This window comes from Duncaniella sp. C9 (genome assembly GCF_004803935.1).
Lineage (GTDB): Bacteria > Bacteroidota > Bacteroidia > Bacteroidales > Muribaculaceae > Duncaniella > Duncaniella muris.
The window spans coordinates 991350-1017410 of record NZ_CP039547.1; the positions used below are offsets into that span (position 1 = coordinate 991350).

Below are 26061 nucleotides of genomic sequence, written 5' to 3' on the forward strand. Positions count from 1 at the left end.
AAAATTAAAAATTTTTCGATAATATTTTTAAATTGTTTGATCTGATTTTGGTTATAAACAGTTGGTAATTGGGGCGATAGACATAACCGGGAGGCTTGCAAATGCAAGCCTCCCGGTTATCAGATATACTCATTGTTTATCGGATGAGCACTTTGCCTGTCGAACCGTCGGCACGGCGGAAAATGTAGATGCCGGCCGAGGGAGTGCCGTCTACGCGGCGTCCGCAGAGATCGAAGTATTCGGTAATACCTGCCGCATCGGCCTCTATATCGGCTATGCCTGACTCGGCCGTGCCCTCGATCTTGGCGAAGCGTCCCCATAGGCTGTTGGCCTTATAGGCTTCAAGAGCGCTTTCTGGCACCGTGAGAGTTGCTCCGGCAAAAACTTGGGTCGAGAAAACCGACGAGTTTGCGTAGGGTGCGGTGTCGCGGTTGATATTGATGGCCGTCACGTTGTCGCAGCCGGCAAACGAATTATCAGGAATTGACGAGACGGCCTCGCCGATATTGATGGTCTGGAGAGTGGAACGTTTTGAAAACGGCAGGCCATTGACATCAGTCGCAGTGCAGGTCCATGAGCGGTTGAGATTCAGAGTTTTAAGGCGGCACCATGCGTCATTGTTCGGATTGGCGGTATATATGCCATGTCCAAAAACGTCAGAGCCTAATTTCAGTGGCTGAGAGGCTTCTTCAATTGTTACGGTGGCCAATTTTGCGCAGTAGCTGAAAGCCTCATTCCCTATTTCCTGAACATTTCCGGGTATCTTCACATTAGTGAGACTGGAGCAACCGGCAAAAGCCATTTTGCTGATCGTGGTGACTGTGGAGCTGATAATGAGAGTTGTGGCCCTTGAGCAATAGTTGAAAGCATCATCGTGAATAATCTCAATGCCTTCTGGAATCACTATTGCGGTAAGTGCTGGGTTGGCGTTGAATGCCTCGCGGTTTATCTCACGCATTCCCGTGCTGATCCACAGAGCATAGAGACTCCGGTTGCCATATACTCCACGTGGCTCCACTTCTGTGACGCTGTTGGGAAGCCTGAGTTCGAAAAGTCTGAGTGTCTGCGAAATGGCACAGCTTTTGATGACAGTGACGGTCTCAGGAATTTTTAGCGCGGTCAGATAGCCATTGCCGTAGAATGCGCTGTCGCCAAGAGCTGTGACGGTGTATGCTGTGCCGTTGTATTCCACGGTTTCTGGTATCACTACCGAACTGAGCTGGGCATTTTTGTCGTGTCGGCCCACTTCACAGGTTTTGTCGGCTTCAGAGAGAATATTGTAGTTTAAGCCTTCATAGGTAAAGGTCACTTTGTCTGCTGCATGAAGGCCTAAGGCAGTGCCGAGACCGATTGCAGCCGATAAAATCTTGTTTCTCATTGGTAATGCGATGAATGAATTTGGTGTATGTTGCAAATATACGATGTTGGAGTCGTTTTTGCAATATTTCAATGAATATTTGCTAATTTTGCAATAACAAAACCATCCAGTCAAACCATGCAATCAGACACAGAAGTCAGCCCGGCTGACACTATATATAATATATGTGGTGGCGAAGACTCGCTTCATGACAGCTTCGACCGCGAACATCTCTGGCATCCCTACACATCGACCATCGATCCGCTGCCGACCTATAAGGTCGACTCGGCCTCCGGAGTGCGCCTGCGCCTTGCCGACGGCCGCGAGCTGATTGACGGCATGTCGTCATGGTGGTGTACCATCCACGGCTACAACCACCCGGTGATCAATGCCGCAGTAGAGCGTCAGATATCGAAGATGAGCCATGTGATGTTTGGAGGCCTCACCCATGAGCCGGCAATAGAGCTCGGCAAGCTCCTGCTGGAGATGGCTCCGCCGTCGATGAACAACATCTTCTATGCCGATTCCGGCTCGGTGGCCATCGAAGTGGCCATGAAAATGGCGGTGCAGGCATCGGTATCGCGTTCGGGCGACCATCGGAAGACCAATTTCGTCACCATCCGAAGCGGCTATCACGGCGACACCTGGAACGCTATGAGCGTCTGCGACCCCGTCACCGGTATGCACGGAGTCTTCGGCCCGGCGCTTCCCATCCGCTTCTTCGCCCCCGCTCCGCAGGTGACTTTTGACGGACTCTGGGATCCCGCCGACATAGAGCCTCTGGCCGAGATTATCCGCAGCCACAGGGACGAGCTCGCAGCCCTGATACTCGAACCCGTGGTGCAGGGTGCCGGAGGGATGCGCTTCTACCATCCGCAATATCTCCGCGAGGCGCGTCGTCTCTGTGACGAAGCCGGCATTTATCTGATATTCGACGAAATCGCCACCGGATTCTGGCGCACGGGCAAATGTTTCGCCTTGGAACACGCCGGAGTGGAGCCCGACATCATGTGTATAGGCAAAGGCCTGACCGCCGGCTATATGACCATGAGCGCCGTGATGACATCGCGTGATGTGGCCGACACCATCTCGCGAGGCGAGGCCGGTGTGATGATGCACGGCCCGACATTCATGGCCAACCCTCTGGCCTGCGCTGTGGCCGTGGCCTCGCTGAAACTGCTGCGCAGCCAGAACATGGAAGCTCGCATCAACCATATAGAAACCCTCATGCGGCGCCATCTGATAGCCGCCGTCAGAGTGCCAGGTGTCAGAGATGTCAGAGTGCTCGGCGCAATCGGCGTGATCGAGATGGAAGAGCCGGTCAACGTGGGCGAATTCCAGAAGCGCTGCGTGGAGCGCGGCATCTGGGTGAGACCCTTCGGCCGCAATGTCTACATAATGCCACCTTATATTATATCAGACTCCGACCTGCGGCGCCTGATAGAGCAGATGATCGAGTGCATAAAGTGAAAAAATACGCTGACATACTCGACTCGCTGCGCCTGGGCGGAAATCTGCGGACCATTCCTGAGGAATGTGTCGCGGAAGCTGTGACCGATTTCTCGTCAAACGACTATCTCGGACTGGCCGCGCGCCCGGAGCTGCAGGAGGAATTCTTTGCCGATCCGCAGCGGAGACGCATCCCCATGAGCTCATCGGCCTCGCGCCTGCTGAGCGCCCGCCAGCGGGAATATGATGCTCTCGAACGCCGCCTCGGCGAGCTTTACGGACGGCCTTGCCTGCTGATGAACAGCGGCTATCATGCCAACACGGGGCTGATAGCGGCCCTGGCTGACAGCCGGACCCTCATCGTGGCCGACAAGCTGGTCCATGCGAGCATCATCGACGGCATAGTCCTGTCAAAAGCGCCCTTCGAACGCTTCCGCCACAACGATCTCGGCCATCTCGAACGCATACTGGCCAAGGCGGCCGGAAAATATGACTCGGTGCTCATTGTGGCCGAAAGCGTCTACAGCATGGACGGTGACCGGGCCGACATCAGCGGTCTCGCCGCCCTGCGTCGGCGCACTCCGGGAGCCATGCTCTATATCGACGAGGCCCACGCCGTAGGAGCCGAAGGCCCCGGCGGACTCGGACTCTGTCGCGCCTCGGAATGCTACGCCGATGTCGACGTGGTTGTCGGCACTTTCGGCAAGGCATTCGCCTCGATGGGAGCCTTCTGCGCCGTCTCGCCCGTGGTCCGCGACTATCTCGTCAACCGTTCGCGCAGCCTGATCTTCTCCACCGCCCTGCCCCCCATTACGGCAGAGTGGACCCGCTTCCTGCTTGAAAAAATACTGCTCATGGACAGCGAGCGCGATCACCTGCGCCAACTCGGCCACCGCCTGCGCGAGAGTCTGCAGCCGCTCTCTCCTGACTTCACCATAACTCCAAGCCACATCCAGCCACTGGTCCTCGGCTCTGCCGAAAAGGCCGTCAGCTTTTCACGCAGGCTGCTCGACGCCGGGCTGAAAGTGCTCCCGATACGCACCCCGACGGTGCCTCCCGGCACCGAACGCCTGCGTATCAGCCTGAGCGCGGCCATGACCACCGCTGACATAGACCGCTTAGCCAATGAAATTTCACGTATTTCCGCCGACTGACCCGAATGCGCCTGAGCGCGCCATACTCATCTTTGCCGGATGGGGTATGGACGAAAAGCCTTTTGCCTCGCTGAAGCAGGAAGGCTACAGGATCATTGCCGTGTGGGACTACCGGGAGCCCGCATTTCCTCCCTCCCTTGTGGAGGAGCTTGAACAGTATCGCGAGATAGCCGTAATAGGCTGGTCGTTCGGCGTTCCGGCCGCCACCCGCTTTCTGGCCGCCCATCTTGAGCTTCCGGTCAGCGCCCGCATAGCCGTCAACGGCACCATGCACCCGGTCAGTGACTCTCTCGGCATACCCGAAGCCATTTTTCGCGGCACTCTCGCCGGACTGAGCGAAAAGACCCTCTCGAAATTCAACCTGCGCATGTGTGGCTCTGCGGAGAGCTACCGCAGATTCTCCCTGACCCTCCCCGCGCGCGACATCGACGGCCTGCGGGCCGAACTTGTGGCTGTGGAGAGCGCGGGCGATGCCTGCGGAGCCATCTGGGACACCGCAATAGTAGGCACAGCCGACCGCATCATTCCGCCAGAAAACCAGCTGCGCGCATGGCAAGGCGGCGAGGCTGTCGAGACTCTGACAGTAGCTGATGGCCCGCATCTGCCCGATTTTCAGGCTATAATCAATGAATTCATAACCGAAAAAGGCCTTGTGGCTGAAAAATTCGGCCGCGCCGGAGAGACCTATGATGACAATGCCGTGGTCCAGCGCCAGATTGCCGAAAAACTCTGCTCGAAGGCCATAGCGGCTGGTGGCGAGCATTGCCGCACAATCCTTGAGATAGGCTGCGGCACCGGGCTGACCACCCGCATGCTTGCCGAGGCCTTTCCTGATGCCGAAATCACGGGCTGGGACCTCCACATACCCCACGCTTTCAGCCGCGCAGCCGGCTGCGGCCGCATAAAAGCCCTTGAATGCGATGCGGAGACTCAGATCAGACAGCTGCCTGACGCCTCGGTCGACATGATCTTCTCGGCCTCCACGGTCCAGTGGTTCAACTCGCTGCCTGAATTCCTGCGCCAGACCGCAAGAGTGCTGCGTCCGGGAGGCCTGGCCTTCATCTCCACCTTCGGCCCGGCTACCATGCGCCAGATACGCGACATTCTCCCGCAGGCCACCCACTATCCGCCTGCCGCAACCCTCCGGCGCATGATACCCCCCTCGCTGCACACCCTGTGTTTCGAGGAAGAGGAGCGCACCCTGCGCTTTGGCTCGCCCCTCGAAGCCCTGCGCCACGTCAAACTCACAGGCGTCAATGCCCTGAGCAGCGACAACGGCGGCGCGCGGGCGCGCGAAGTGCTCCGCCTTTATCCCGCCGAGGCCGACGGAAGCGCCTCGCTGACCTATAACCCGATCTATATATCACTCAAGAGGGTGTTATTAAACACTCTCTAAAAAACTGAACTCAAAACCGACCTATGAGCCAGGCATATTTCATTTCAGGCATAGACACCGACGCCGGCAAGAGCTACGTCACCGGTTATCTTGCTTCACTCATTATGAAGGAAGGCAAGAGCGTGATCACCCAGAAATTCATCCAGACCGGCAACACCGGATTTTCGGAAGACATCGACCTGCACCGCAAGATTATGGGAGTGGAAATGCTGCCGGAGGACCTCGACCACACCACAGCTCCGGTTATCTTCTCCTATCCCGCCTCGGCCCAGCTGGCCGCGCGTCTTGACGGGCGTGAGATCGACCTCGCGGTGATCGACGAGGCCACCCGCAAACTCAAAGAGCGTTATGACATTGTGCTCATCGAGGGTGCCGGAGGACTGATGGTCCCGGTGACCGATGACTTCTTCACCATCGACTACGTAAGTTCGCGCAGACTGCCGCTCATACTTGTGGCCAACGGAGTGCTTGGGTCGATCAACCACACAGTGCTCTCGCTTGAGGCCATCAAAGCGCGCGGCATAGAACTTGCCGCGCTCATCTACAACGAGCATTTCGACACCGACCGCGTCATAGCCGAAGACACCCAGGGCTTTCTGCGCCGCTACGTAAGCCGCCACTTCCCCGCAGCCCGCTTCGCCACCGTCCCCAGCCTTCAGGACTGAGGAAATTACACAAATAATTCGTAACTTTGCGGCGATAAAAGACCCTAATCCACATCATGGACATCAACCAATACAGCATATCCATATCAAAGGAGGAGCTATCGGTGCTGCCGACAGTCGAGTTTCCAGGAAAGATCACTGTGCTTGACAACGTAGGTGACGCCCGCGCGGCCCTGCGCTATCTGCGCAAATGCGGCACCGTAGGCTTCGACACCGAGACCAAGCCAAATTTCCGCAAGGGACAGACCAACACCGTGTCGCTGATCCAGATCTCGACCCTCGACCACAGCTTCCTGTTCCGCCTCAACAAGCTCGGCTTCTTCCAGGAGATGCGCGAGTTCATGGAGACCGATGATGTGGTGAAGGTAGGGCTGTCGCTGCGCGACGATTTCCATGTGCTGCACCGCATAGCGGCCTTCGAGCCGCAGAATTTCGTAGATCTGCAGGCTGTGGTCAAAACATTCCGCATAAGCGATTCGAGCCTGCAGAAAATCTACGGCATTCTCTTCAGCGGGCGTATCTCCAAGAGTCAGCGTCTCAGCAACTGGGAAGCCGCCGAACTTTCGCCCGGACAGCAGAACTATGCCTCGATCGATGCATGGGCCTGTCTGAGGATCTACAATCTTCTGACTGACGGAGGCTTCGACCCGGCCGAGTCGGCCTATCTTCACCCTATTGTCACAGCCGACAGCAGCGATGCCGCCGACAGCGGCAACAACTGATCATAAAACCTTATCTTAAGTATAGCATGAAACTACGCCGTTCAACTTTCATCCCTCTCATTCTGCTTGTCTATCTCGCAGTGATGAGCTACATCGGGTTCCCCGAATACCGCCAGGGCCACTATTTCTACTATTTCGGAGTGATAGGCCTGACCCTCATTATTATAGCGCTGCTCCATCTCTTCCTCAAGAAGCGCGAACGGCAGCGACCGTAACCATCCTCCCACATAAAACCGACATTATCAGCCATGCAGATCAGAATTCCACGCGAAATCACCGAAACCGCCGCCTCGGCCGGCGCCGCCAAGGCCTCGCTTACAGTCAACAGTACCGGCCGCCTGCTGACAGCCGCCTGTCTCGCCGGGGCCTACATAGCTCTCGGCGGAATACTCTCGCTCGTGGTGGGCTTCGGGTTTCCGGAAATCACCGGCGGCAATCCATCGATGCAGAAACTGCTGAGCGGGTGCATGTTCCCGATCGGGCTGATACTCGTGGTGGTGCTCGGCGCCGAACTCTTCACCGGTAACAACGCTCTGCTGATACCTTCCTACATGAAGCGCGAGCATTCGATGGCCACGGTGGTGCGCAACTGGACGCTTGTCTACATCGGCAACTTCATCGGCGCGCTGCTGTTCACCTGGCTCATGGTCTATGCCTGCGGGCTGACTTCGGCCGAGCCTTACCACAGCGCGATCACCGGCATTGCCAAGGCCAAGGTGTCGATGCCCTGGCTCACAGTGCTACTCAAGGGCATAGGTGCCAACTGGTGTGTCTGTCTGGCCGTGTGGCTTGCCTTGGCCGGAAAGACCTTCTTCGAGAAGGCTCTCGGCTGCTGGCTTCCGGTGATGGCCTTCGTGGTGCTGGGCTACGAGCACTCGATAGCCAATATGTTTTTCATTCCGCTCGGTATGATGGAGGGGGCTGAGATAGGCATAGGCGAAGCAGTGTGGCGCAATCTCATCCCTGCCACAATAGGCAATATAATAGGTGGCGCCTTGCTTGTAGGCACCGTCTACGGCTATCTTCACGGAATCCGGCGCAAATAGTGTCTGACGGCTTCACCCACACATACACCGGCTCACAGACTGGATTTTGCCGTAATCAGAATTCAGAAAAGCAGTAGGGCAGGAGCGACTTGACCGAGGGGAAGATGAAGCAGCGCCCCGCGCCTGCAAGTATGACGGGCACGTCAGCTCCGGCGAGAGTCTCATATTCAAGCAACACCTGGCGGCAGGCTCCGCAGGGCGAGATGGGCGAGTCGAGTTCCTTTCCGTCTGTTCCGCGGGCCGCGATTGCTATGGTCTTGAATTTTGCATCGGGATAGGTGGAGTGGGCGTAGAACGCAGTGGTGCGTTCGGCGCAGGTTCCCGATGGATAGGCGGCGTTTTCCTGATTTGATCCGCTGAGCATCTCGCCGTTGTCGAGCAGTATGGCCGCTCCGACGCTGAATTTGCTGTAAGGCGCATAGCTGCGGAAGGTGGCTTTGCGGGCGAGGGTGACGAGTGTCTGCTGTTCTAGGCTGAGTTCCTCGAACGAGGCCTCGGTGACGGGTATGGTGATATCAAATGTCTTCATAATCGGGAGGATAAGTCGGAATCAGATATATTCTTGTTGTCTTTTATTGGTCCTTACGGTGTCGAAAAGCCGTCGGCAACCGTCCTGCAGGAGGTCGAGTACCAGTTCGAAGCCTTCGGAACCTTCATAGTAGGGATCGGGCACATGGTCGTAGCGCTCCGACGGGGCGAAGAAGGCTGACATGGGCACTATCTTGGCCTCGGCCTGTGGCGAGGGGGCTATCCGGCGCAGGTTGGAGATGTTTGAGGCATCCATTCCGATGACAATGTCGAAATCATCGAAATCCGACTCGCTTACCTGGCGGCAGCGGTGGTTCAGGTCGAGACCGCGCTGACGTGCGTGGAGGCGCATACGGCGGTCGGGCAGATCGCCCACGTGATAGCCTCCGGTTCCGGCCGAGTCGATGATCCATCTGTCAGCCTCGTCTTCGCGTTTCACAATATCGTGCATGATGCCGTCAGCCGCCGGCGAGCGGCAGATGTTGCCGAGGCAGACGAAGAGCACTCTCACCGCTTGCTCGGAGTGATAGATGCGCCGTAGGGCGTCGATTGTATTTTCAGTGTTGGTTCCGGTCATGTATATGATTCGTTCTGTCAGAAAGTGTCATTGAGCAGCCGGTTCCGGCCGTGGATGTCCGGATGAGGTCTCAGGCTGCATGGCAAGTGCAAATATACTAATAAAATTCCACATATATATAAACACTGACGCCCCGCGGCTTGTTGCATGGCGGGGCGTCAGTGGGGTTATTGAAAAGCAAGTTTTATGGAAATGCTGCGGTATCGTGGTGCCGGCTTACTGTTCGAGGTCGCGGGGCACGGCTACGATGCGGAGGTTGACACTGTTGATGAACGAGAGGATGTTGTCACGTTCGGGAGTGTCTTCCACGTCGGCTTCGATGCGGCGCATGGCGTTGAACACCGAGGTGCCGGTCTGATAGATGTGGCGGTAGCACTTGGCTATGTCATCGATGCGCTCCTCGTCCATGCCCTGTTTGCGCAGGATTGTGGCGTTGACGCCGAAATAGGATGTCGGGTTGTGGGCCATGATGCAGAAGGGAGGCACGTTGCCGGTGATGCGGCATCCGCCTTTGATGAGCACCCAGTCGCCGATGCGTGAATTCTCGTGGACCACTACGCTTGACGAGAGGATGGAGCATTCGCCGATCTCCACGTCGCCGGCAATCGATACGTTGTTGCCGATCACGTCCTTGCCCTTGAGGTGCGAGTCATGGCCTACGTGAGAGTTGGCCATCAGGAAGCAGTCGTCGCCGATGCGGGTGCCGCCTTCGGTCTCTATGCCGCGGTTGATGATGACGTTCTCGCGGATTACCACGTTGTCGCCGATGTAGCAGTATGTGAATCCACCCTTCCAGCGGAAGTCCTGGGGATCGGCTCCTACTATCGCGCTCTGAAAAACCTTGCAGTTCTTGCCGAGGCGTGTTCCGCGGATGATGCTTGCGAAGGGCATGATCACGGTGTTGTCTCCGATCACCACATCTTTGTCGATGTAGGCGAAAGGATGGATGGTTACGTTCTCGCCTATCTTGGCCGAGGGGTCGATGTGAGCTTTGTCGCTAATCATGTGTAATCAGTGTTAAGGGTTAGGATTCGTCAGCGTCCGCCGCCGAGGTTCTGATAGAGGTTGATGACAGACTGTGCGGCGGCCAGATTTGTGGTGATCTGTGCGGTCTGTGCTCCAAGCAGGTTCTTCTGGGCGGTGAGCACTTCGAGATATGTGGTCGAGCCGTCGAAGAGCAGGAGCTCGTTGGTGACTTCCACAGCCTTGGTGAGGTTCTCGACCTGGAGGGTGAGCCACTGCTGTTTCTGCATGCTCTTTTCGTAGACGGTCATGGCGTCGCTGATGTCAGCCGAGGCGCTCATGATGGCATATTCGAAGTTGTTGAGGGCCTGCTGCTGCTGAGCCTTTGCCGCTTGGAGGCGGGCTATGTTCTGTCCGCGGGCGAAGATGGGAGCGGTGAGGCTTCCGGCAAGCTGGAGGAACCATCCGTGGGGATTGAGGATGGCTGAGCCGAGCGCGTCGGTGAAACCGCCGTTGGCAGTGATGTTGAGGCTGGGATAGAAAGCGGCGCGGGCCGATGCGGTGGAGTAGAATGCCGATGCGAGGGTCATTTCAGAGGCGCGTACATCGGGGCGCACGGCGAGTTCTGCCATCGGAATGGCGGTGCGCTTCATCACGGGGACGTTCAGAGTGGCGTCAGGCGAGATGGTCCACTTCTGAGGCATTTCGTTGACCAGGAGCGAGAGGGTGTTGTTGGCCTCGTGGAGCGAGAGTTCGATGTCGGTGATTGTGGCCTCGATGCTGTAGTACTGGGCAAGGCTCTGCACCACGGCGTCTTCTCTCAGGCGTCCGGCTTCCTTGAGGTTGCGCATTACGTTGACGCTTTCCTTCCAGAGTTCGGAAGTCTCGCGCGAGAGTTTGAGCTGAGATTCGAGGGCTGCGATTGAATAGTAGCACTGGGCCACGCCTGCGATGATCTGCGAGCGGACGGCCTGTTCGTAGTATCTGGTCTGCATCTCAGCCACCTGTGCACCGCGTTTGGTGTTGAGGATCTTGCCGAAGATGTCTATCTCCCAGTTGACGGCGAGCGGGAGCTGGTAGTTCCAGCTCAGATCGCTGTGGCCATATTTGGCTCCGTTGACGCCGGGGGCGAAGGTGAGCGATGGGAGATAGCTGAGTTTTGCGCCTTTGAGCTGAGCGTGGGCAATGTCGACATTGAGTTTGGCGTTGCGGAGGTCTTTGTTGTTGGCCAGAGCGCGGTCAATGAGGTCGACGAGGGCCGGATCTGTGAACACCGAACGCCAAGAGAGGTTGCCGAAGGCGGTGGAGTCGTCCTGCTGCTTGAGAGCCTCGGCATATTCCTTTACAAGGTCGCTGTCGATTTTTTCGGCGTTGTATTTATTGTAGATTCCGCAGCCGGTGAGCACCGAAGTGCTCACGCCGACTGCAAGAATGAGTGAAAGCTGTTTGATTTTCATTTGTCTGAGTTGTTAGAATCAGTAACTCTGTTTTGGCCGGGATCAATGAGAGGGGGTGTACTGCTCGATTTCGTTTTCGATGCCTTCATTGTCAGTGTCTTCCCACTTGAGCGGAGTGATCTTTTCCTGGATCTTCTGGAAGATCACGAAGAGGGCGGGCACGATGAGCACCTGGAGGATCATGCCTATTAGCATACCGCCGATAGAGCCTGTGCCGAGGGCGCGGTTACCGTTTGCGCCGGCGCCGGTGGCGAACATCATCGGGAGAAGACCGATGATCATGGCCAGTGATGTCATGAGGATCGGGCGCAGACGGGCGGTGGCACCCTGGATGGCTGCGTTGACGATCGACATGCCTGTGCGGCGGCGTTCAACGGCGAATTCCACGATAAGGATGGCGTTCTTGGCAAGAAGACCGATGAGCATGATGAGCGCGATCTGCAGATAGATGTTGTTCGAGATGTCAAAGATCTGAGCGAAGATGAAGGTGCCCATGAGGCCGAAGGGAATCGAGAAGATAACCGCCCAGGGGAGGATGTAGCTTTCATACTGAGCCGAGAGAAGCAGGTAGACGAAGAGCAGACAGAGGCCGAAGATGATGGCGGTTGTCGAGCCTGCGCCTGACGAGGCTTCCTCGCGGGTCATACCTGAGTATTCATAGCCGAAGCCTGCGGGGAGAGTCTCGGCGGCCACTCGTTCGATTGCTGCGAGACAGTCGCCTGAGGTGTAGCCCGGAGCGGGCTGACCGGTCACGGAGATTGACTGGAACATGTTGAATCGGTTCAGAAGGTCGGGACCGTAGACCTTGGTCAGGGTGACGTAGTTGGACAGCGATGCCATTTCGTTGCCGTTGCGGATCTTGATGGCCGAGAGGGTTTCGGGGCTGACGCGCGATTCAGGCGCTGCCTGCATCATCACGCGATATATTTTGCCGAAACGGTTGAAGTTGGAGACGTACATACCGCCGTAGTAACCCTGGAGAGTGGAGAGTATGTCCTTGGGCGAGATGCCGGCCTGCTTGGCCTTGGCGGCGTCGATGTCGATCATATACTGCGGGAAGGCCGGGTTGAAGGTGGTGTAGGCCATCTGCACTTCAGGCTGCTGGTTGAGCTGTCCGAGGAAGCCTTGCACAACTCCGAAGAAGGCGTTGACGTCACCGCCGGTGCGGTCCTGCATCTTGATTTCGAAGCCGTTGGTCAGCGAGTAGCCTGAGATCATAGGCGGTGCGAAGATCATGACGCGGCCGTCTTTGATCACCGATGTCAGTCCGTAGAGCTTGCCGAGGATGGCATCTGATGTCTGGTCGGCGCGCTTGCGCTCTTCCCAGTTCTTGAGCTTGAGGATAAATGTGCCGTAAGTGGCGCCCTGACCGGCCATGAAGCTGTAGCCGGCGATCTTCTGGCGGTATTCGATTTCGGGAATCTGTGCGAGGAGTCCGTCGAGCTGGTTGAGGACTTCTTCGGTGCGTTCCTGAGATGTGCCCGGAGGCATGTCGACCATACAGAAGAGCGTTCCGGTGTCTTCGTTGGGCACGAGGGTCGATGTGGTGATGCTCATGAGCCATACGAGGACGGCAACTGTGGCGGCCACGATGCCGAACGAGGTGATCTTATGGTTGATGAAGAACGATGTCCACTTGTTGTATTTGCTGAGGATGCGGCCGAATCCGATTTCGAATCCCTTGTGGAAGCGCTTGTTGAAGATGCCGAGAATGGTGATGAGGGCTACGACTGAAGCGATGGCCAGTTTCACGGGGTGTTCGATGTTGTACCATCCGAGCACCATGAAGGTGATTGTGGCTGCAAGGAAGGCGAAGGTCACCAGAGGGGGCATGTTGAGGGTGAAACGGCGTTTGGCGTTTCCGGCCACTGCTTCTGCTGCGGCTCCGTAGGCTTTGCCCATGCGTTCCTTAAGAGTGGAGTTGTCATCATGGCCTTTGAGGAACACGGCGCAGAGTGCCGGCGAGAGGGTGAGCGCGTTGAGCGCCGAAAGACCGATGGAGATTGCCATTGTCAGACCGAACTGGCGGTAGAACACACCGGTTGTTCCTGTCATGAATGACACGGGGATGAACACGAGCATCATGACGAGGGTGATCGAGATGATGGCGCCACCGATTTCACCCATCGCGTCGATAGAGGCCTTACGCGCACTCTTGTAGCCCACATCGAGCTTGGCGTGCACCGCCTCGACCACGACTATCGCGTCGTCCACCACAATCGCGATCGCAAGCACGAGAGCCGAGAGGGTGATGAGGTTCAGCGAGAAGCCGATGAGGTTCATGAAGAAGAATGTGCCGACAAGGGCCACGGGGATGGCGATGGCGGGGATGATGGTCGACCGGATGTCCTGAAGGAATACGTAGACCACGAAGAACACAAGGATGAAGGCTTCTATGAGGGTCTTGATCACCTCATGTATCGAAGCGTTGAGGAAGTCGTTGTTGTTCATCGGCACGGCAATTGCGAGGCCTGCCGGAAGTTCTTTCTTCATGCTGTCGACCACCTTGAGACAGTCGTTGATGATCTGGGTTGCGTTAGAGCCTGCTGTCTGGAACACGATACAGCTTGTAGAGGCGTGGCCGTTGAGCGAGTTGGAGAAGCCGTAGGTCACACGGCCGAGTTCGATCTCGGCCACGTCGCCGAGGTGGAGCACTTCGCCGGTGGGCTTGGCTGCCACTACGATTTTTTCGAATTCCTCAGGGGTTGTCAGACGGCCGCGGTACTTCATTGTGTACTGGAAGCTCTGGTCGCCCTGTTCGCCGAAAGCACCGGGTGCGGCCTCGATGTTCTGTTCGGCAAGTGCGTAGGAGATGTCGGTCGGGATCAGACCGTACTGGGCCATTACCTCAGGCTTGAGCCAGATTCGCATCGAGTAGTCGGCGCCGAACGACATTACGTCGCCCACACCTGACACACGCTGCAGCTGCGGGATCATGTTGATCTTGGCGTAGTTGTCAAGAAACTCCTGGGTGTAGTTGCCTGATTCGTCATAGAGGGCCACCATGAGGAGCATTGAGCTCTGGCGCTTCTGGGTGAGCACACCCACCTGTGTTACTTCGGCGGGCAGGAGGTTCTGGGCTTTGGCCACACGGTTCTGCACGTCGACGGCAGCCATGTCGGGGTCGAAGCCCTGTTCGAAATATACGGTGATGTCGGCCGAGCCGGTGTTGGTGGCGGTCGATTCCATGTAGGTCATGCCTTCGGCGCCGTTGATCGACTCTTCAAGGGGGGCGATCACGGAGTTGAGCACGGCCTGGGCGTTGGCACCTGTGTAGGTGGTTGAAACGCGGATGGTCGGGGGTGCGATGTCGGGAAACTGGGTGACGGGAAGCGAGAAGAGTCCGATCAGACCGAGAAGCACGATGAAGATCGAAATCACCGTCGACAGCACCGGCCGATTGATGAATGTATCTAATTTCATTGAAGTTACGTTATTGTATCCTTTTGAATCCGTTTTTTATTTCTGGGCTGTCTGGGCTGCTGCGGCTGCATCAGCGGGAGCTGCTTTGGGCTCTACCGGGGTGATGGCCATGCCGTCGGCGAGTTTGGTGCCTACACCTTCAATGGCGATGCGCTGTCCGGCCTGCAGACCAGAGGTCACTACGAAGTTCTTGCCGTCGTTGTTGGCTTCGATGGTGATGGGGGTCGATACGATCTTGTTAGAGTCGTTGACCACGTAGGCGAAGCGGCGGTCCTGAAGTTCGAATGTGGCTTTCTGGGGAATGATGATCACGTTTTCTTTGTTTTCAGGCAGGATGATCTGGCCGGTGGCGCCGCTGCGGAGAACTCCGGAGGGGTTGTTGAAGAGGGCGCGTACGCTTGATGCGCCGGTAGAGTTGTCGATCACGCCTGACACGGTGGCTACCTTGCCGCTGAGCGGGTAGAGGGAGCCGTCGCTGAGACGGAGCTGCACTTCAGGCATAGCCTTGATTGCTGCTTCGATAGTGCGCTCGCCTTCGCCTACCATGTTGAGGAGGTCTTTTTCGGTCAGCGAGAAGTAGGCATAGACCTGAGAGTTGTCGCTGACGGTGGTCAGAGGCTGTGCCGACGAGGGTGATGCGAGTGAGCCTTCGCGGTTGGGTATGGAGCCTACCACGCCGTCGCTCGGAGCTGTCACTACGGTGTAGGCGAGGTTTTTCTGAGCAGATGCAAGGGCTGCTTTAGCGTTTGCGAGCTGGGATTCTGCCTGGGCGAGAGAGTTTTGAGAGAGCTGATATTCGTATTCGCTGATGATGTTCTTGTCAAAAAGAGTCTTTTTGCTGTCAGCGGTCATTTTTGCGGTGTTGACGGCGGTCTGGGCTGTGCTCACGGCGGCACGGGCCTGATCGACTGCGGCCTGGAATGTTACCTGGTCGAGAGTGAAGAGGGTCTGGCCTTTGCGCACGCGCTGGCCTTCGTCTACAAGAACCTTTGTGATGAATCCGGTTACCTGCGGACGGATTTCAATGTCAGTCTTGCCCTTGATTGTCGCAGGGTATGTCGACTGGAGGTCGGCTGACTGCGGAGAGAGGGTGATTGTGGCGATTTCAGGCGCAGCGCCTTGCTGCATTTGCTGCTGATTCTTTGAACATGAAGGGAACAAAGCCACAGCTGCGAGCATCATTGCGATGCTGCCTTTCGATAACGCGATGGATTTCATTGCTTTTCTTTTCGTTACTTATATATACCTATTTTTTACTGTATTCGTAAATTTTAACGTGCAAAGTTACCAAGGATTTCTGCATCAAGCGAAAAAAGTAATAATAAAGTTTGTGAAATTGGCTAAAAGCCCCTCATTATTTCCGCTTTTGACCAATTAATATGACTGTTTTTTTGAGTTGAGACTAATTGGGAAAATATAAGTAACTTTGCACCCTTGAAAATTATCATCTGAAACATGTCATTTCTGAAGAAACTTCACCGGCTCGTGGATATGCCGGCTTTTCATGTGTTGCTTGCGCTGAGCGCGGCCCACTGTCTCAACGATCTGCTGCAGTCGGTGATAACGGCTGTCTACCCGATGCTTAAGGAGGACCTTGGTCTGAGTTTCGGGCAGATCGGTCTGATCACTCTCGTCTATCAGCTTGCGGCTTCGATTTTTCAGCCCGTGGTGGGCTATGCTTTTGACCGGCGCCCGTTTGTGGGGAGTCTGCCGGCCGGTATGTGCTGCACCTCCGTGGGCATTCTGATGTTTGCCTTCTGCTCGACTTTGCCGGGCATTCTTGCCGCAGTATTCATGGTGGGCATCGGATCGGCCACGCTCCATCCGGAGGCCTCACGCATCACCTCGCTTGCCGGCCATGAGCGCCGGGGGTTTGCGCAGTCGGTGTTTCAGGTGGGCGGCAATTTCGGCGGTTCGATCGGTCCGCTGCTCGTGGCTGTCATCGTGGCGCCCCACGGCCGCCGTTACGTGGCTTTCTTCCTGATTTTCGCTGCCTTGTGCTTCTGGGCCATGACTCCTATATGCCGCTGGTACGGACGCTATCTGCGCGAACTTCGCACGGCTGAAAATAGCAGTGAGTCAAGTGTCTCACTGCCGCTTTCGAAGCGGCGCACCATTTTTGTCATCGCGGTGATAATTTTGCTTATATTCTCGAAATACATCTATATGGCCAGTCTTTCGAGCTACTATACGTTCTATCTGATAGACCGTTTCGGTGTCTCCGTGTCGCAGTCGCAGATATTTCTGTTTGTCTTTGTGGTATCGACGGCCATCGGCACTCTTGTGGGCGGCCCGGTGGGCGACCGTTACGGGCGTAAGGCTGTCATCTGGATCTCTATTCTTGGCACCGCTCCTTTCAGTCTGCTGATGCCGCATGTCGGGCTGGCTCTTACTGTGGTGCTTAGTTTCTGTGCGGGCTTTATGCTTTCATCGGCTTTCCCGGCTATTCTGCTTTACGCCCAGGAGCTGCTGCCTACCAAGCTGGGCATGATCTCAGGTCTTTTCTTCGGATTTGCGTTCGGAGTGGGCGGCATTGCTTCGGCGGTGCTCGGCTCTCTGGCTGACAGCTACGGCATTGAGGCTGTCTACAATTTCTGCGCCTACACTCCGCTGCTTGGCGTGGTGGCGGCATTCCTGCCGGATCTCAGGGCGAGAAGGGCCGGGAATTAGGCAATTGGTCCAACTGGACTAATCTCCTATTATAATAAGGTGGTGCTTGGCTGGTCAGGAGTATCTTTCTGCTGCCTGTCGAAGTGTTCGTAGGCTTCCACTATGCGCTGTACGAGCGAGTGGCGCACTATGTCTTTTTTGCCGAACTCTACTTTGCCTATTCCTGGGACGTCGCTGAGTACCCGCAGCGCCTGGGTAAGGCCCGACTGCATGGAGCGCGGAAGGTCTATCTGGGTGGCGTCGCCGGTGATGATCATCTTGGCGTTCATGCCGAGGCGGGTCAGGAACATCTTGATCTGGTGGACGGTGGTGTTCTGGGCTTCGTCAAGCACAATGACCGCGTCATTGAGGGTGCGTCCGCGCATGAAGGCGAGCGGGGCTATCTGGATGACGTTCGTCTCCATGTATTCCTTCAGCTTGACGGCCGGAATCATGTCTTCGAGAGCGTCATAGAGTGGCTGCAGATAGGGGTCGATCTTGTCTTTCATGTCGCCGGGAAGGAAGCCGAGTTTCTCGCCGGCCTCCACGGCCGGACGCGAGAGAATAAGTTTGCGGACCTCGCGGTTTTTCAGCGCGCGCACGGCCAGGGCGATCGCCACATAGGTCTTTCCTGTGCCGGCAGGGCCGAGGGCGAAGGTCAGGTCATTTTCGTGGAATGCCTTGACCAGCAGCTCCTGATTCTTGTTGCGGGCGCTGATTGGCTTGCCGTTGACGCCGTAGATGATCACATCGTCCTGGCGTGGAGTTTCGGGCGACTTGCCTTTGACTATGTCAAGGATCACCTCCTCGGTGAGCTTGTTGTATTTCACGCAATACTCCTCCAACTCCTTGATCTTCTTTTCGAACTGGGCTGTCTCGCTGTCATCGCCGATGACCTTGATCACGGAACCTCTGGCTGCCATGCGCAGTTTCGGGAAGAGATTGCGGATGAGCTGCATGTTGCAGTTGTTGACTCCGTAGAAGCTCACGGGGTCCACGTTGTCTATGATTACGATTCTTTCAATCATGTAGTTCTGTTTGTGTGTCTCCCTCTGTTACAGTATTAACCTCGCTTGTCTTCTTTTTGTTTATCGGGAATGTGTACATCAGAGAGAAATTGCCCGTAACGGCTGATCCGCGTGTGCCGAAACCGGGTATGAACATCGGTTCGCCGTAGGAGCTTTTAGTGTCATGTATGAGTGAATGATAGATTATGTTCCAGCCGAGCGACCAGTTTTTGAACACCTTTACTTTCAGCCCGAATGTCACTTCGAGATAGCCCGAAGTGGAGCGCTGGTTCATGATGGAGAAATGTGACGGGTCGTCCCAGTAGCCTTCGTCGACAGTGACGTTTTCCACGCTCCATTTGTATGACGTAAATCCGTAGCGCAGACCCATCTGCAGCTTGTAGTCGGGGTTGGAGTTGTAGAAAAAGTTGTAGGACGCGCCTATCTTGAAGTAGGGCGAGACCGGGGTCCTGAAGGTGAAGTTTGACTCGTCGGGTGTGTCGTTGCAGTTGTCCACGCCGATTGCGAAATAGGGGAAATAGCGGTTGTGGAGGCTGAGCTCGGCCCACACGTCGCCGAGTCCGTAGCTCTGCCCGAAGGCTCGCATTATCGGGTTCCACAGGTTGACGCCTGCTGTCACTTCATGGAGCAGCGGATAGATCATCTTCGGTGGCGGAGCCATCAGGGCTGTGTCTTTGACTTCAGTTCCGGTGATTGTGTCGACGAGGATAGTGTTGCCGCTGGCATCGGTCATCTCCACCAGTTTGCTGCGGTCTATCCGGCGTGGGCGTTCGGTTTTCGGAGTGGTGCCCGGTTCGGGTGTCTTGACCGGTGTGACGCGCCGCTGGGCCGAAAGTTCGGTTCCGGCAATGACAAAGAGCGTCAGCAGAAGCATCTTCAGCAGTCTGCGGAGGCCGGGAGCTGTGGTTTTGGCTTGGAGATCAGTCATTGTCATCGGGATTATCGGGGTCGGCGGTGCGGAAGAATATCCTGATAGTCTCGCGGTCTATGTTGGTGATGAGCGAATCGGTCATCCCTACGGAGTCGATCAGGTGGGTGGTATAGGTGTAGCGGGTCACGCGGTAGTGATACATGGCGCCGCAGTCTTCCGAGGCGAAATAGGGCACTGCGTCGTAGTCGAAGCTCAGAGTGTCATTCAGCTCCGGGTAGTCAAGCGCTTTCTGGCAGTAGTGTATGTAGAAAGATGTTGAAGGGCTAGTGGAGCGGAAGGGCAGATAGAGCTGCTGCTGGCGAGAATCGAGGGTCAGCAGAAGGGTGTCAGACGGCGCGCCGACGCCACCGATGGTGATCGAGTCGGGGACTATGGCCTGTCCGGTCGACATGGCGTAGAAGCCGGCCAGCGGTAGGGAATTCTGGTTCTCGGTGCAGCCCACGTTGCTGCATGACTGCGTAAGCAGTGCTCCGGCGGCGAGTAGGCCTGAGATGTAAACGAGTGATTTCAATCCTGTATCGCGATAAATTTGAATCGGGTTTTGTGTGGCGGGCGTGATCCTGATGCCGGTCGGCCGATGTTCAGAATTTGCCCCATCTGACGATCTCGTCGAGGCTCTTGCGCTTCTTTTCGGGCACAGCCTGCGGATCGGCGGGATAACCTATCGGAATTATTGCCACGGGTTCTACTCCGGCAGGCAGTCCGAAAGCTTCGGCTATCGGGGCCGGGTCGAAGTTGCACACCCAGCAGGTGCCGAGCTCAAGGCTTGTGGCTGCGAGGCAGAGGTGCTCGATGGCTATCGAGAGGTCTACGTCGGTGTGGTCTTTGCCGTCGCATCCTCGGTGCCAGGCTTCGTCATGGATGCCGCAGGCCACTATGAATTCAGGGGCGGTGCGTATCCACTGGCGGTCGTAGCTGCCGGTGATGGCTTCGCGCTGTTCGGCAGAGTCGGCCACGAGGAATACCCAGGGCTGGCGGTTGCAGGCCGAGGGGGCGAGGCGGGCCACGTCGAGCACCGAGCGGAGGGTGTCGCGGCTCACGGGGCGGTCAGAGTAGTCGCGGCATGAATAGCGCAGCTGGCTCAGACGGTATAACTGGGGATAGGCGTTGGATTGCATGGGTCTGTAATGGTTTATCCGGTGTGCGGTTGGATATCTGATTAGAAATGAATGAGATGCCTGGTTAGGCTGTTCCCTGTTACTTGTCGATGCCGATTTCTTCCTTGATCTCGTAGTGGTTGCGTCCGGGAGCGTTGCGGGCTATCAGCTCGCCGATGAAACCGGTGAGGAAGAGCATGGTGCCGAGGAGCATCATGGTCAGTGCCAGGTAGAAGTAGGGAGAGTCGGTCACCAGGCGGTAAGGATTGCCGTGGGTCATGTCATAGAGCTTGCCGAAGCCGACAGCCATCACGGCTATGAAGCCGATGATGAACATCAGCGAGCCGAGCAGGCCGAAGAAGTGCATCGGCTTGGCTCCGAATTTGCCTGTGAACCAGAGGGTGGCCAGGTCGAGGTAGCCGTTGACAAAGCGGTCGAGCCCGAATTTGGTGCTGCCGTATTTGCGGGCCTGGTGGTGGACTTCCTTCTCGCCGATGCGGGTGAAGCCTGCGTTTTTGGCGAGATAGGGTATGTAGCGGTGCATGTCGCCGTAGACCTCGATGTGTTTCACCACTTCCAGCCGGTAGGCTTTCAGGCCGCAGTTGAAATCGTGGAGGTTCTTGATGCCGCTGACCTTGCGGGCTGTGGCGTTGAACAGTTTGGTGGGGATGGTTTTCGACAGCGGGTCGTAGCGCTTGCGTTTCCAGCCCGACACGAGGTCATAGCCGTCGCGCATGATCATGCGGTAGAGCTCCGGGATCTCATCGGGCGAGTCCTGCAGGTCGGCATCCATCGTTATGACCACATCGCCTTTGGCGGCGTTGAAGCCGGTGTTGAGAGCCGGCGACTTTCCGTAGTTGCGGCGGAATGATATGCCGTGGAGATTCGGGTTTTTCTCCTGGAGGCGGCGTATGGTGGCCCAGGAGTCGTCGGTGCTGCCGTCATCGACGAAGATGACTTCGTAGCTGAAATCATGGTCATTCATCACGCGCTCGATCCAGGCGGCGAGTTCGGGCAGCGATTCGGCTTCGTTATAGAGGGGTATTACAACTGATATGTCCATTCTGTGTAGTTGTGAATCAGTCTTGTGTGGAGGTGTTTCTTATGTGAGTGCATCAGAGTGCCGGCAGGTGCGGGCTATGATTCGGAGCTTCCGCGGCGGCGCTGCGATTTGTGGAGCAGGGCGAAACCTGCCGAGATGATGATAGAGAGTATCGAGCCGCTGACTATCGTGGCCATTATGATCTCGGTCACAATCGCTATCGGGGTGGGGATGAAATTGGCCCTGATCATCCGGGCGGCTATCTCGCCGGCTTCGGCCACGGGAGTTCCGGGCAACTTCTTGCCGGTCTCTACCAGCCCTTCGAGCTGGCTGAGCACGAATCCGGGTTCGATCCATTTCATGTAGATCACCAGCAGCGCTCCTGAAATGAGGATGCCGCAGATGAAAGTAACCACACCGGTCATCCACATCATGGGGAATGTGGCGCATCCCTGCAGCTCACGGTCATAGCGCCTGAGCACTATGAAGATGAACACCGGCACTCCGAGCATCAGCAGCAGTGACAGCAACCCGGTCAGAGGCAGCGTTTTTCCGAAAATAGAACTGAAAAACATCACTGACAGGTAGATGCCGAACAGGAAGCCGAAGTCGGCGCCCCGGCGGTATGGTGAGGTTATGATTCTTCTGTCTGAATAATCCATATGCGAGAGATGATGATCGTCTGTAGAAAATCTCTACGACTTGCAAAGTTAGGTATTTTTTGGGATTTTATCGAAGAATGTTGTAACTTTGTGCTTCCATGAAAGCATTTGGATCAACATATCTGCTTCGCTTCTTGCTTGTTCTCGTCATGAGCTGCATGGCGGGAAGCTGCCGCATAAGCTACAAGCTCAATGGCGCGGCCATTGACTACACGGTCTATAAAACCATCTACGTCTCCAACTTCCCCATTCGCGCGGCCCTCGTCTATCCGCCTCTGCAGCAGACATTCGAAAACGAACTGCTCGACTACATAACGCGAAACACACGCCTGCGGACCATCGACACCAACAATGCCGACCTGCAGCTCGAAGGTGAGATTGTGGGCTACAACCTCTCGCCCCAGGCCGTGACCGAAAACGCCTATGCCTCACGCACCCGACTGACCATTCAGGTAAAGATCACCTACACCGACAACCGCCAGGAGGGCAAGGACATCAGTCAGACCTTCAGCGCCTACCGCGACTTTGACAGCTCAGAGATGCTGACCGACGTCCAGGATCAGCTCTGTTCCGAAATATCCAAAGAGCTTGTCGACCTTATTTTCAACGCCACCCTCGGTGACTGGTAACCAACATTCATCCGTACTGTCATTTATGGAAGAAGCTCTCAGTCATTATCTTCGCGCTCTTGCCGACCCTGAAGTGCCGGTCAGCATTTCAGACGTCGAGCATCTGCTCAGGGAATACCCCTTCTTTACGCTTCCGGCCCTGACGCTGATGCGCCGGGAGGGCGCTTCGCTTCCGGCCGACACACGCCGCCGGCTGATGGATGGTCTGGCGCTCAATGCCGCTGACCAGGCCGCTCTGGCCATCATGACCGATCCGCGCAGCGACGTGTGGCTTGATTTCTATCCGTCAGAAAAGAAACCGGAGGTCACAACTGACAATGCCATAGACACCTTCCTCGCCACTTACGGCCATTCTACCCCTGAAGAGGACGCCCTGCTTGAAAAACTTATTTTCAACCCCACGGCCGACTATTCGATGCTCCTTGCCCGCGAGGAGGAAGAAAGTCTGCCGCCGGAGCCTGCTCCGACTGATAATTCGCAGGACGCTCTGATCAACGCCTTCATACTCAAGAATAAAGCCCCGCATCAGCCGGTTCCGCAGGACGATGATGAAGCGGCTTCCGAACCGCACGCCGCACTCGCGCCCGAAGACCATCCGGTGGCCGTCAAAGACACCGCCGACGACTCCTCGCTGAGCGAAAGCCTGGCCAAAATCTACATACGCCGCCGCCGCTACGACAAGGCATTTGAAATAATTCACAATTTGAGTTTGAAAAATCCAAAAAAAAGTGTTTACTTTGCAGACCAATTGCGGTTTTTGCAGAAATTGATGATCAATTCCCGCTATAACACCTGATTTCTAAATTAATAAACCATACAATAATTATGTATATCGTACTGATTATCCTGACGCTCATCTGCGCTCTTCTTCTCATCTGCGTAGTGCTCGTTCAGAAGTCAAAGGGTGGAGGCCTTTCTTCCTCATTCGCCGGTTCAAACCAGATCATGGGTGTGCGCCGCACCAACAGCTTCATCGAAAAGCTCACTTGGGGCCTCGCCGGAGCCATCTGCCTCCTCTCCATTCTTGCAACATTCACAATGCCGAAAGCCATCAATGCTTCTTCTTCACGTGTGAACGCGGCCCCCGCCGAGCAGGCTGTCCCCGCCGACTTCAACACTGAAGTTCCTGCAGCTCCCGTAGCGGCTCCCGCTCCTGCCGCTGACCAGACTCCCGCGCAGGCTCCCGCTGCTGAAGAAGCTCCCGCAGAATAAACCCGATCTGCGGATTTCAACACGCGAATCACATTTTATCTACTCCATCCCCCCCTTACCGGCCTGCCCTGACCTTCGAGTCGGTGCAGGCTTGATTTGATTCTATATGAAAGACTTATGGCTGCTGCTGCGGAGGTTCGTGCCACCATATAAAAAGTATCTTCTACTTAATATATTATTCAACTTCCTCTCGGCCTTTCTCACACTGTTTTCATTCGCGCTGATCATTCCGATTCTTGAAATGCTTTTCAAGGTGAAGGAGGCGCATTATGAATTCATGCCCTGGGGATCAGCCGGGTTGAAAGACACACTGATCAACAATTTCTATTGGATCACCCAGCAGTGCATAGGCGAGTGGGGCCCGATAGGCACCCTCGTGGCTCTCGCCGCTGCACTGGTCTTCATGACCGGACTGAAAACAGGCACTGCCTATGCCAGTTCCTACTTCGTCATACCGATGAGGGCCGGAATCGTGCGTGACATCCGCAATTTTGTCTATGACAAGATAGTCTCCCTCCCCATCGGCTATTTCACCTCCGAGCGCAAAGGCGACGTCATGGCCCGCATGACAGGCGATGTCGCCGAGATTGAGAACTCCATCATGGCCTCGCTCGACATGCTCTTCAAAAACCCGGTGATGATCATAGTCTGCCTGGGCATGATGATCATGATCTCCTGGCAGCTCACCCTCTTCGTGCTCGTGCTCCTTCCCATAGCCGGACTGGTGATGGGGCGAGTGGGCAAGCGCCTGAAGCGGAAATCGCTCCAAGGCCAGCAGCAGTGGGGCATAATAATGAGCTACATCGAAGAAACTCTCGGAGGTCTGCGCGTCATCAAGGCCTTCAATGCAGAGTCAAAGGTCACAGGCCGTTTCCGCAACGGCAACCAGCGCTTCTACAACATCACCACCTCCGTACAGCGGCGCCAGTCGCTCGCCCACCCCATGAGCGAGTTGCTCGGCACAATGACCATCGCCATAGTGCTCTGCTTCGGTGGCGCTCTGATCCTTTCCGGCAAGACCTCGCTCACAGCTCCGGAATTCATATATTATATGGTGATCTTCTACAGCATCATCAATCCGGCCAAAGATCTCTCGAAAGCGGTCTATGCCATCCAGAAAGGTCTTGCCGCTATGGAGCGTGTGGATGCCATACTCGCCGCCGTCAATCCCATAGCCGATCCGAAGACCCCGGCTCATATCCCTGACCTCAAAGGCCATATCTGCTACAGGAACGTCACCTTCGGCTACGATCCGGAACTGCCGGTGGTCTCTGACATTGATCTTGACATTCCTGCCGGCCACACCGTAGCTCTCGTAGGGCAGAGCGGCAGCGGCAAGTCGACCCTCGCCGACCTTCTGCCACGCTTCTATGACATCAACAAGGGCTCGATCTCGATTGACGGCTGTGACCTGCGTGATCTGCCTGTGCATGAGCTCAGAGGATTCATGGGCAATGTCAATCAGGAAGCCATTCTTTTTAACGACACTATTTTCAACAACATAGCTTTCGGCGTGAAAAGCGCCACCAGAGAAGAGGTGATAGCCGCCGCGAAGATTGCCAACGCCCACGAGTTTATCATGGCCACCGAAGAGGGCTATGACACAAACATCGGCGACCGCGGCTGCCGTCTTTCCGGAGGTCAGCGCCAGCGCCTGTCAATAGCACGAGCCATTCTCAAGAATCCCCCCGTGCTCATTCTCGACGAGGCCACTTCGGCCCTTGACAGCGAGAGCGAGAAACTGGTACAGGAAGCCCTGGAACGGCTGATGAAAGACCGCACTACTCTCGTCATAGCCCACCGCCTCTCGACCATCAAGAACGCCGACCAGATCTGTGTGCTCCACGAAGGACGCATAGTGGAGCGTGGCACGCATGACGACCTGCTTGCTCTCAACGGATACTACACGAGGCTTGTTGAGATGCAGTCCATGAAATAGAAACAGTGATCCCCTCTCGGCTTCGGCCGGCGAGGGGATTCATTTTGTAAGATCAAAACCGAATATTAATATAAATAGAAAGTAATTTTTGGCAAAATGTTTGAAAATTGTTTTAAAATGTGTATATTTGTCAAA

General features: G+C 56.0%; 25 protein-coding genes. 12 read left to right on the forward strand and 13 right to left on the reverse strand.

The genetic code is table 11. The features are described from left to right. Window positions 1–136: 136 nt before the first annotated feature. Window positions 137–1378, reverse strand: coding sequence for a leucine-rich repeat domain-containing protein (locus tag E7745_RS04005; RefSeq protein WP_136408354.1), 1242 nt, complete (start codon window positions 1376–1378; stop codon window positions 137–139). Between the two features lie 117 nt (window positions 1379–1495). On the opposite strand from E7745_RS04005, the gene bioA reads away from it, so the two are divergent. The 7 genes from bioA to E7745_RS04040 are packed head-to-tail and all read left to right on the forward strand — an operon-like array spanning window position 1496 to window position 7789. Continuing rightward, on the forward strand, window positions 1496–2827 hold the full coding sequence (bioA, locus tag E7745_RS04010) for an adenosylmethionine--8-amino-7-oxononanoate transaminase (protein WP_136408355.1): 1332 nt from the start codon (window positions 1496–1498) through the stop codon (window positions 2825–2827). After that, window positions 2824–3960: an 8-amino-7-oxononanoate synthase gene (locus E7745_RS04015; protein WP_168181994.1), complete on the forward strand. Its 1137-nt coding sequence runs from the start codon at window positions 2824–2826 to the stop codon at window positions 3958–3960. Before bioA ends, E7745_RS04015 begins: the two co-directional genes overlap by 4 nt. Beyond that, on the forward strand, window positions 3932–5356 hold the full coding sequence (locus E7745_RS04020; protein ID WP_136408357.1) for a pimeloyl-ACP methyl esterase BioG family protein: 1425 nt from the start codon (window positions 3932–3934) through the stop codon (window positions 5354–5356). The genes E7745_RS04015 and E7745_RS04020 overlap by 29 nt, the downstream gene beginning before the upstream one ends. A gap of 23 nt (window positions 5357–5379) precedes the next feature. After that, window positions 5380–6021 carry a dethiobiotin synthase gene (bioD, locus tag E7745_RS04025; RefSeq protein ID WP_107031146.1) on the forward strand — a complete coding sequence of 214 codons (642 nt, stop codon included), beginning with the start codon at window positions 5380–5382 and terminating at the stop codon, window positions 6019–6021. Between the two features lie 56 nt (window positions 6022–6077). After that, window positions 6078–6743: a 3'-5' exonuclease gene (locus E7745_RS04030; RefSeq protein ID WP_136408358.1), complete on the forward strand. Its 666-nt coding sequence runs from the start codon at window positions 6078–6080 to the stop codon at window positions 6741–6743. Between the two features lie 26 nt (window positions 6744–6769). Further along, a complete protein-coding gene (locus tag E7745_RS04035) occupies window positions 6770–6958 on the forward strand; it encodes a hypothetical protein (RefSeq protein WP_107031148.1) in 189 nt (62 codons plus the stop codon). A 33-nt stretch (window positions 6959–6991) separates the two neighbouring features. Next, window positions 6992–7789 (forward strand): formate/nitrite transporter family protein, encoded by a 798-nt coding sequence (locus tag E7745_RS04040; protein WP_136408359.1) that lies wholly within the window; start codon window positions 6992–6994, stop codon window positions 7787–7789. Between the two features lie 55 nt (window positions 7790–7844). On the opposite strand, the gene E7745_RS04045 is transcribed toward E7745_RS04040, so the two are convergent. From E7745_RS04045 to E7745_RS04070, 6 genes are all read right to left on the reverse strand, one after another. After that, window positions 7845–8318 (reverse strand): cytidine deaminase, encoded by a 474-nt coding sequence (locus tag E7745_RS04045; protein ID WP_136408360.1) that lies wholly within the window; start codon window positions 8316–8318, stop codon window positions 7845–7847. Window positions 8319–8339: 21 nt separating this feature from the next. After that, window positions 8340–8894, reverse strand: coding sequence for a low molecular weight protein-tyrosine-phosphatase (locus E7745_RS04050; RefSeq protein WP_136408361.1), 555 nt, complete (start codon window positions 8892–8894; stop codon window positions 8340–8342). Between the two features lie 216 nt (window positions 8895–9110). Next, entirely contained in the window at window positions 9111–9899 is a 789-nt protein-coding gene (gene lpxA / locus E7745_RS04055) for an acyl-ACP--UDP-N-acetylglucosamine O-acyltransferase (protein ID WP_107031152.1), read from the reverse strand. A 29-nt stretch (window positions 9900–9928) separates the two neighbouring features. Next, complete coding sequence (locus E7745_RS04060) at window positions 9929–11314, reverse strand: TolC family protein (protein ID WP_123398103.1); 1386 nt, start codon at window positions 11312–11314, stop codon at window positions 9929–9931. A 42-nt stretch (window positions 11315–11356) separates the two neighbouring features. Then, window positions 11357–14737 carry an efflux RND transporter permease subunit gene (locus tag E7745_RS04065; protein WP_123398104.1) on the reverse strand — a complete coding sequence of 1127 codons (3381 nt, stop codon included), beginning with the start codon at window positions 14735–14737 and terminating at the stop codon, window positions 11357–11359. A 36-nt stretch (window positions 14738–14773) separates the two neighbouring features. Further along, window positions 14774–15955, reverse strand: coding sequence for an efflux RND transporter periplasmic adaptor subunit (locus E7745_RS04070; protein WP_240597557.1), 1182 nt, complete (start codon window positions 15953–15955; stop codon window positions 14774–14776). A 237-nt stretch (window positions 15956–16192) separates the two neighbouring features. On the opposite strand from E7745_RS04070, the gene E7745_RS04075 reads away from it, so the two are divergent. Further along, window positions 16193–17407 (forward strand): MFS transporter, encoded by a 1215-nt coding sequence (locus E7745_RS04075; protein ID WP_240740364.1) that lies wholly within the window; start codon window positions 16193–16195, stop codon window positions 17405–17407. Window positions 17408–17436: 29 nt separating this feature from the next. Here E7745_RS04075 and E7745_RS04080 read toward each other — a convergent pair whose 3' ends face one another. The 6 genes from E7745_RS04080 to E7745_RS04105 all read right to left on the reverse strand — a co-directional run bounded on the left by E7745_RS04080 (window position 17437) and on the right by E7745_RS04105 (window position 22146). Then, complete coding sequence (locus E7745_RS04080; RefSeq protein ID WP_123398106.1) at window positions 17437–18414, reverse strand: PhoH family protein; 978 nt, start codon at window positions 18412–18414, stop codon at window positions 17437–17439. After that, the gene (locus E7745_RS04085) at window positions 18407–19342 is read right to left on the reverse strand and encodes a DUF6048 family protein (RefSeq protein WP_136408362.1); all 936 of its coding nucleotides are present in this window, start codon (window positions 19340–19342) and stop codon (window positions 18407–18409) included. Before E7745_RS04085 ends, E7745_RS04080 begins: the two co-directional genes overlap by 8 nt. Next, window positions 19335–19856: a DUF6452 family protein gene (locus E7745_RS04090; protein WP_107031159.1), complete on the reverse strand. Its 522-nt coding sequence runs from the start codon at window positions 19854–19856 to the stop codon at window positions 19335–19337. Before E7745_RS04090 ends, E7745_RS04085 begins: the two co-directional genes overlap by 8 nt. Before the next feature lie 70 nt (window positions 19857–19926). After that, window positions 19927–20463, reverse strand: a complete 537-nt coding sequence (locus E7745_RS04095) for a nitroreductase family protein (RefSeq protein WP_123398108.1) — start codon at window positions 20461–20463, stop codon at window positions 19927–19929. 79 nt (window positions 20464–20542) lie between these two features. Continuing rightward, window positions 20543–21505 (reverse strand): glycosyltransferase family 2 protein, encoded by a 963-nt coding sequence (locus E7745_RS04100; protein WP_123611088.1) that lies wholly within the window; start codon window positions 21503–21505, stop codon window positions 20543–20545. Window positions 21506–21579: 74 nt separating this feature from the next. Next, complete coding sequence (locus E7745_RS04105; RefSeq protein ID WP_136408363.1) at window positions 21580–22146, reverse strand: DUF4199 domain-containing protein; 567 nt, start codon at window positions 22144–22146, stop codon at window positions 21580–21582. A gap of 98 nt (window positions 22147–22244) precedes the next feature. On the opposite strand from E7745_RS04105, the gene E7745_RS04110 reads away from it, so the two are divergent. The 4 genes from E7745_RS04110 (at window position 22245) to E7745_RS04125 (ending at window position 25926) form a co-directional block, all read left to right on the forward strand. Further along, window positions 22245–22775: an LptE family protein gene (locus E7745_RS04110; protein ID WP_168181996.1), complete on the forward strand. Its 531-nt coding sequence runs from the start codon at window positions 22245–22247 to the stop codon at window positions 22773–22775. A 25-nt stretch (window positions 22776–22800) separates the two neighbouring features. Then, the gene (locus E7745_RS04115; RefSeq protein ID WP_123398111.1) at window positions 22801–23571 is read left to right on the forward strand and encodes a hypothetical protein; all 771 of its coding nucleotides are present in this window, start codon (window positions 22801–22803) and stop codon (window positions 23569–23571) included. Between the two features lie 29 nt (window positions 23572–23600). Continuing rightward, window positions 23601–23987, forward strand: coding sequence for a preprotein translocase subunit SecG (gene secG, locus E7745_RS04120; RefSeq protein WP_123398112.1), 387 nt, complete (start codon window positions 23601–23603; stop codon window positions 23985–23987). A 106-nt stretch (window positions 23988–24093) separates the two neighbouring features. Next, on the forward strand, window positions 24094–25926 hold the full coding sequence (locus E7745_RS04125; RefSeq protein ID WP_107031165.1) for an ABC transporter ATP-binding protein: 1833 nt from the start codon (window positions 24094–24096) through the stop codon (window positions 25924–25926). Window positions 25927–26061: the final 135 nt, after the last annotated feature.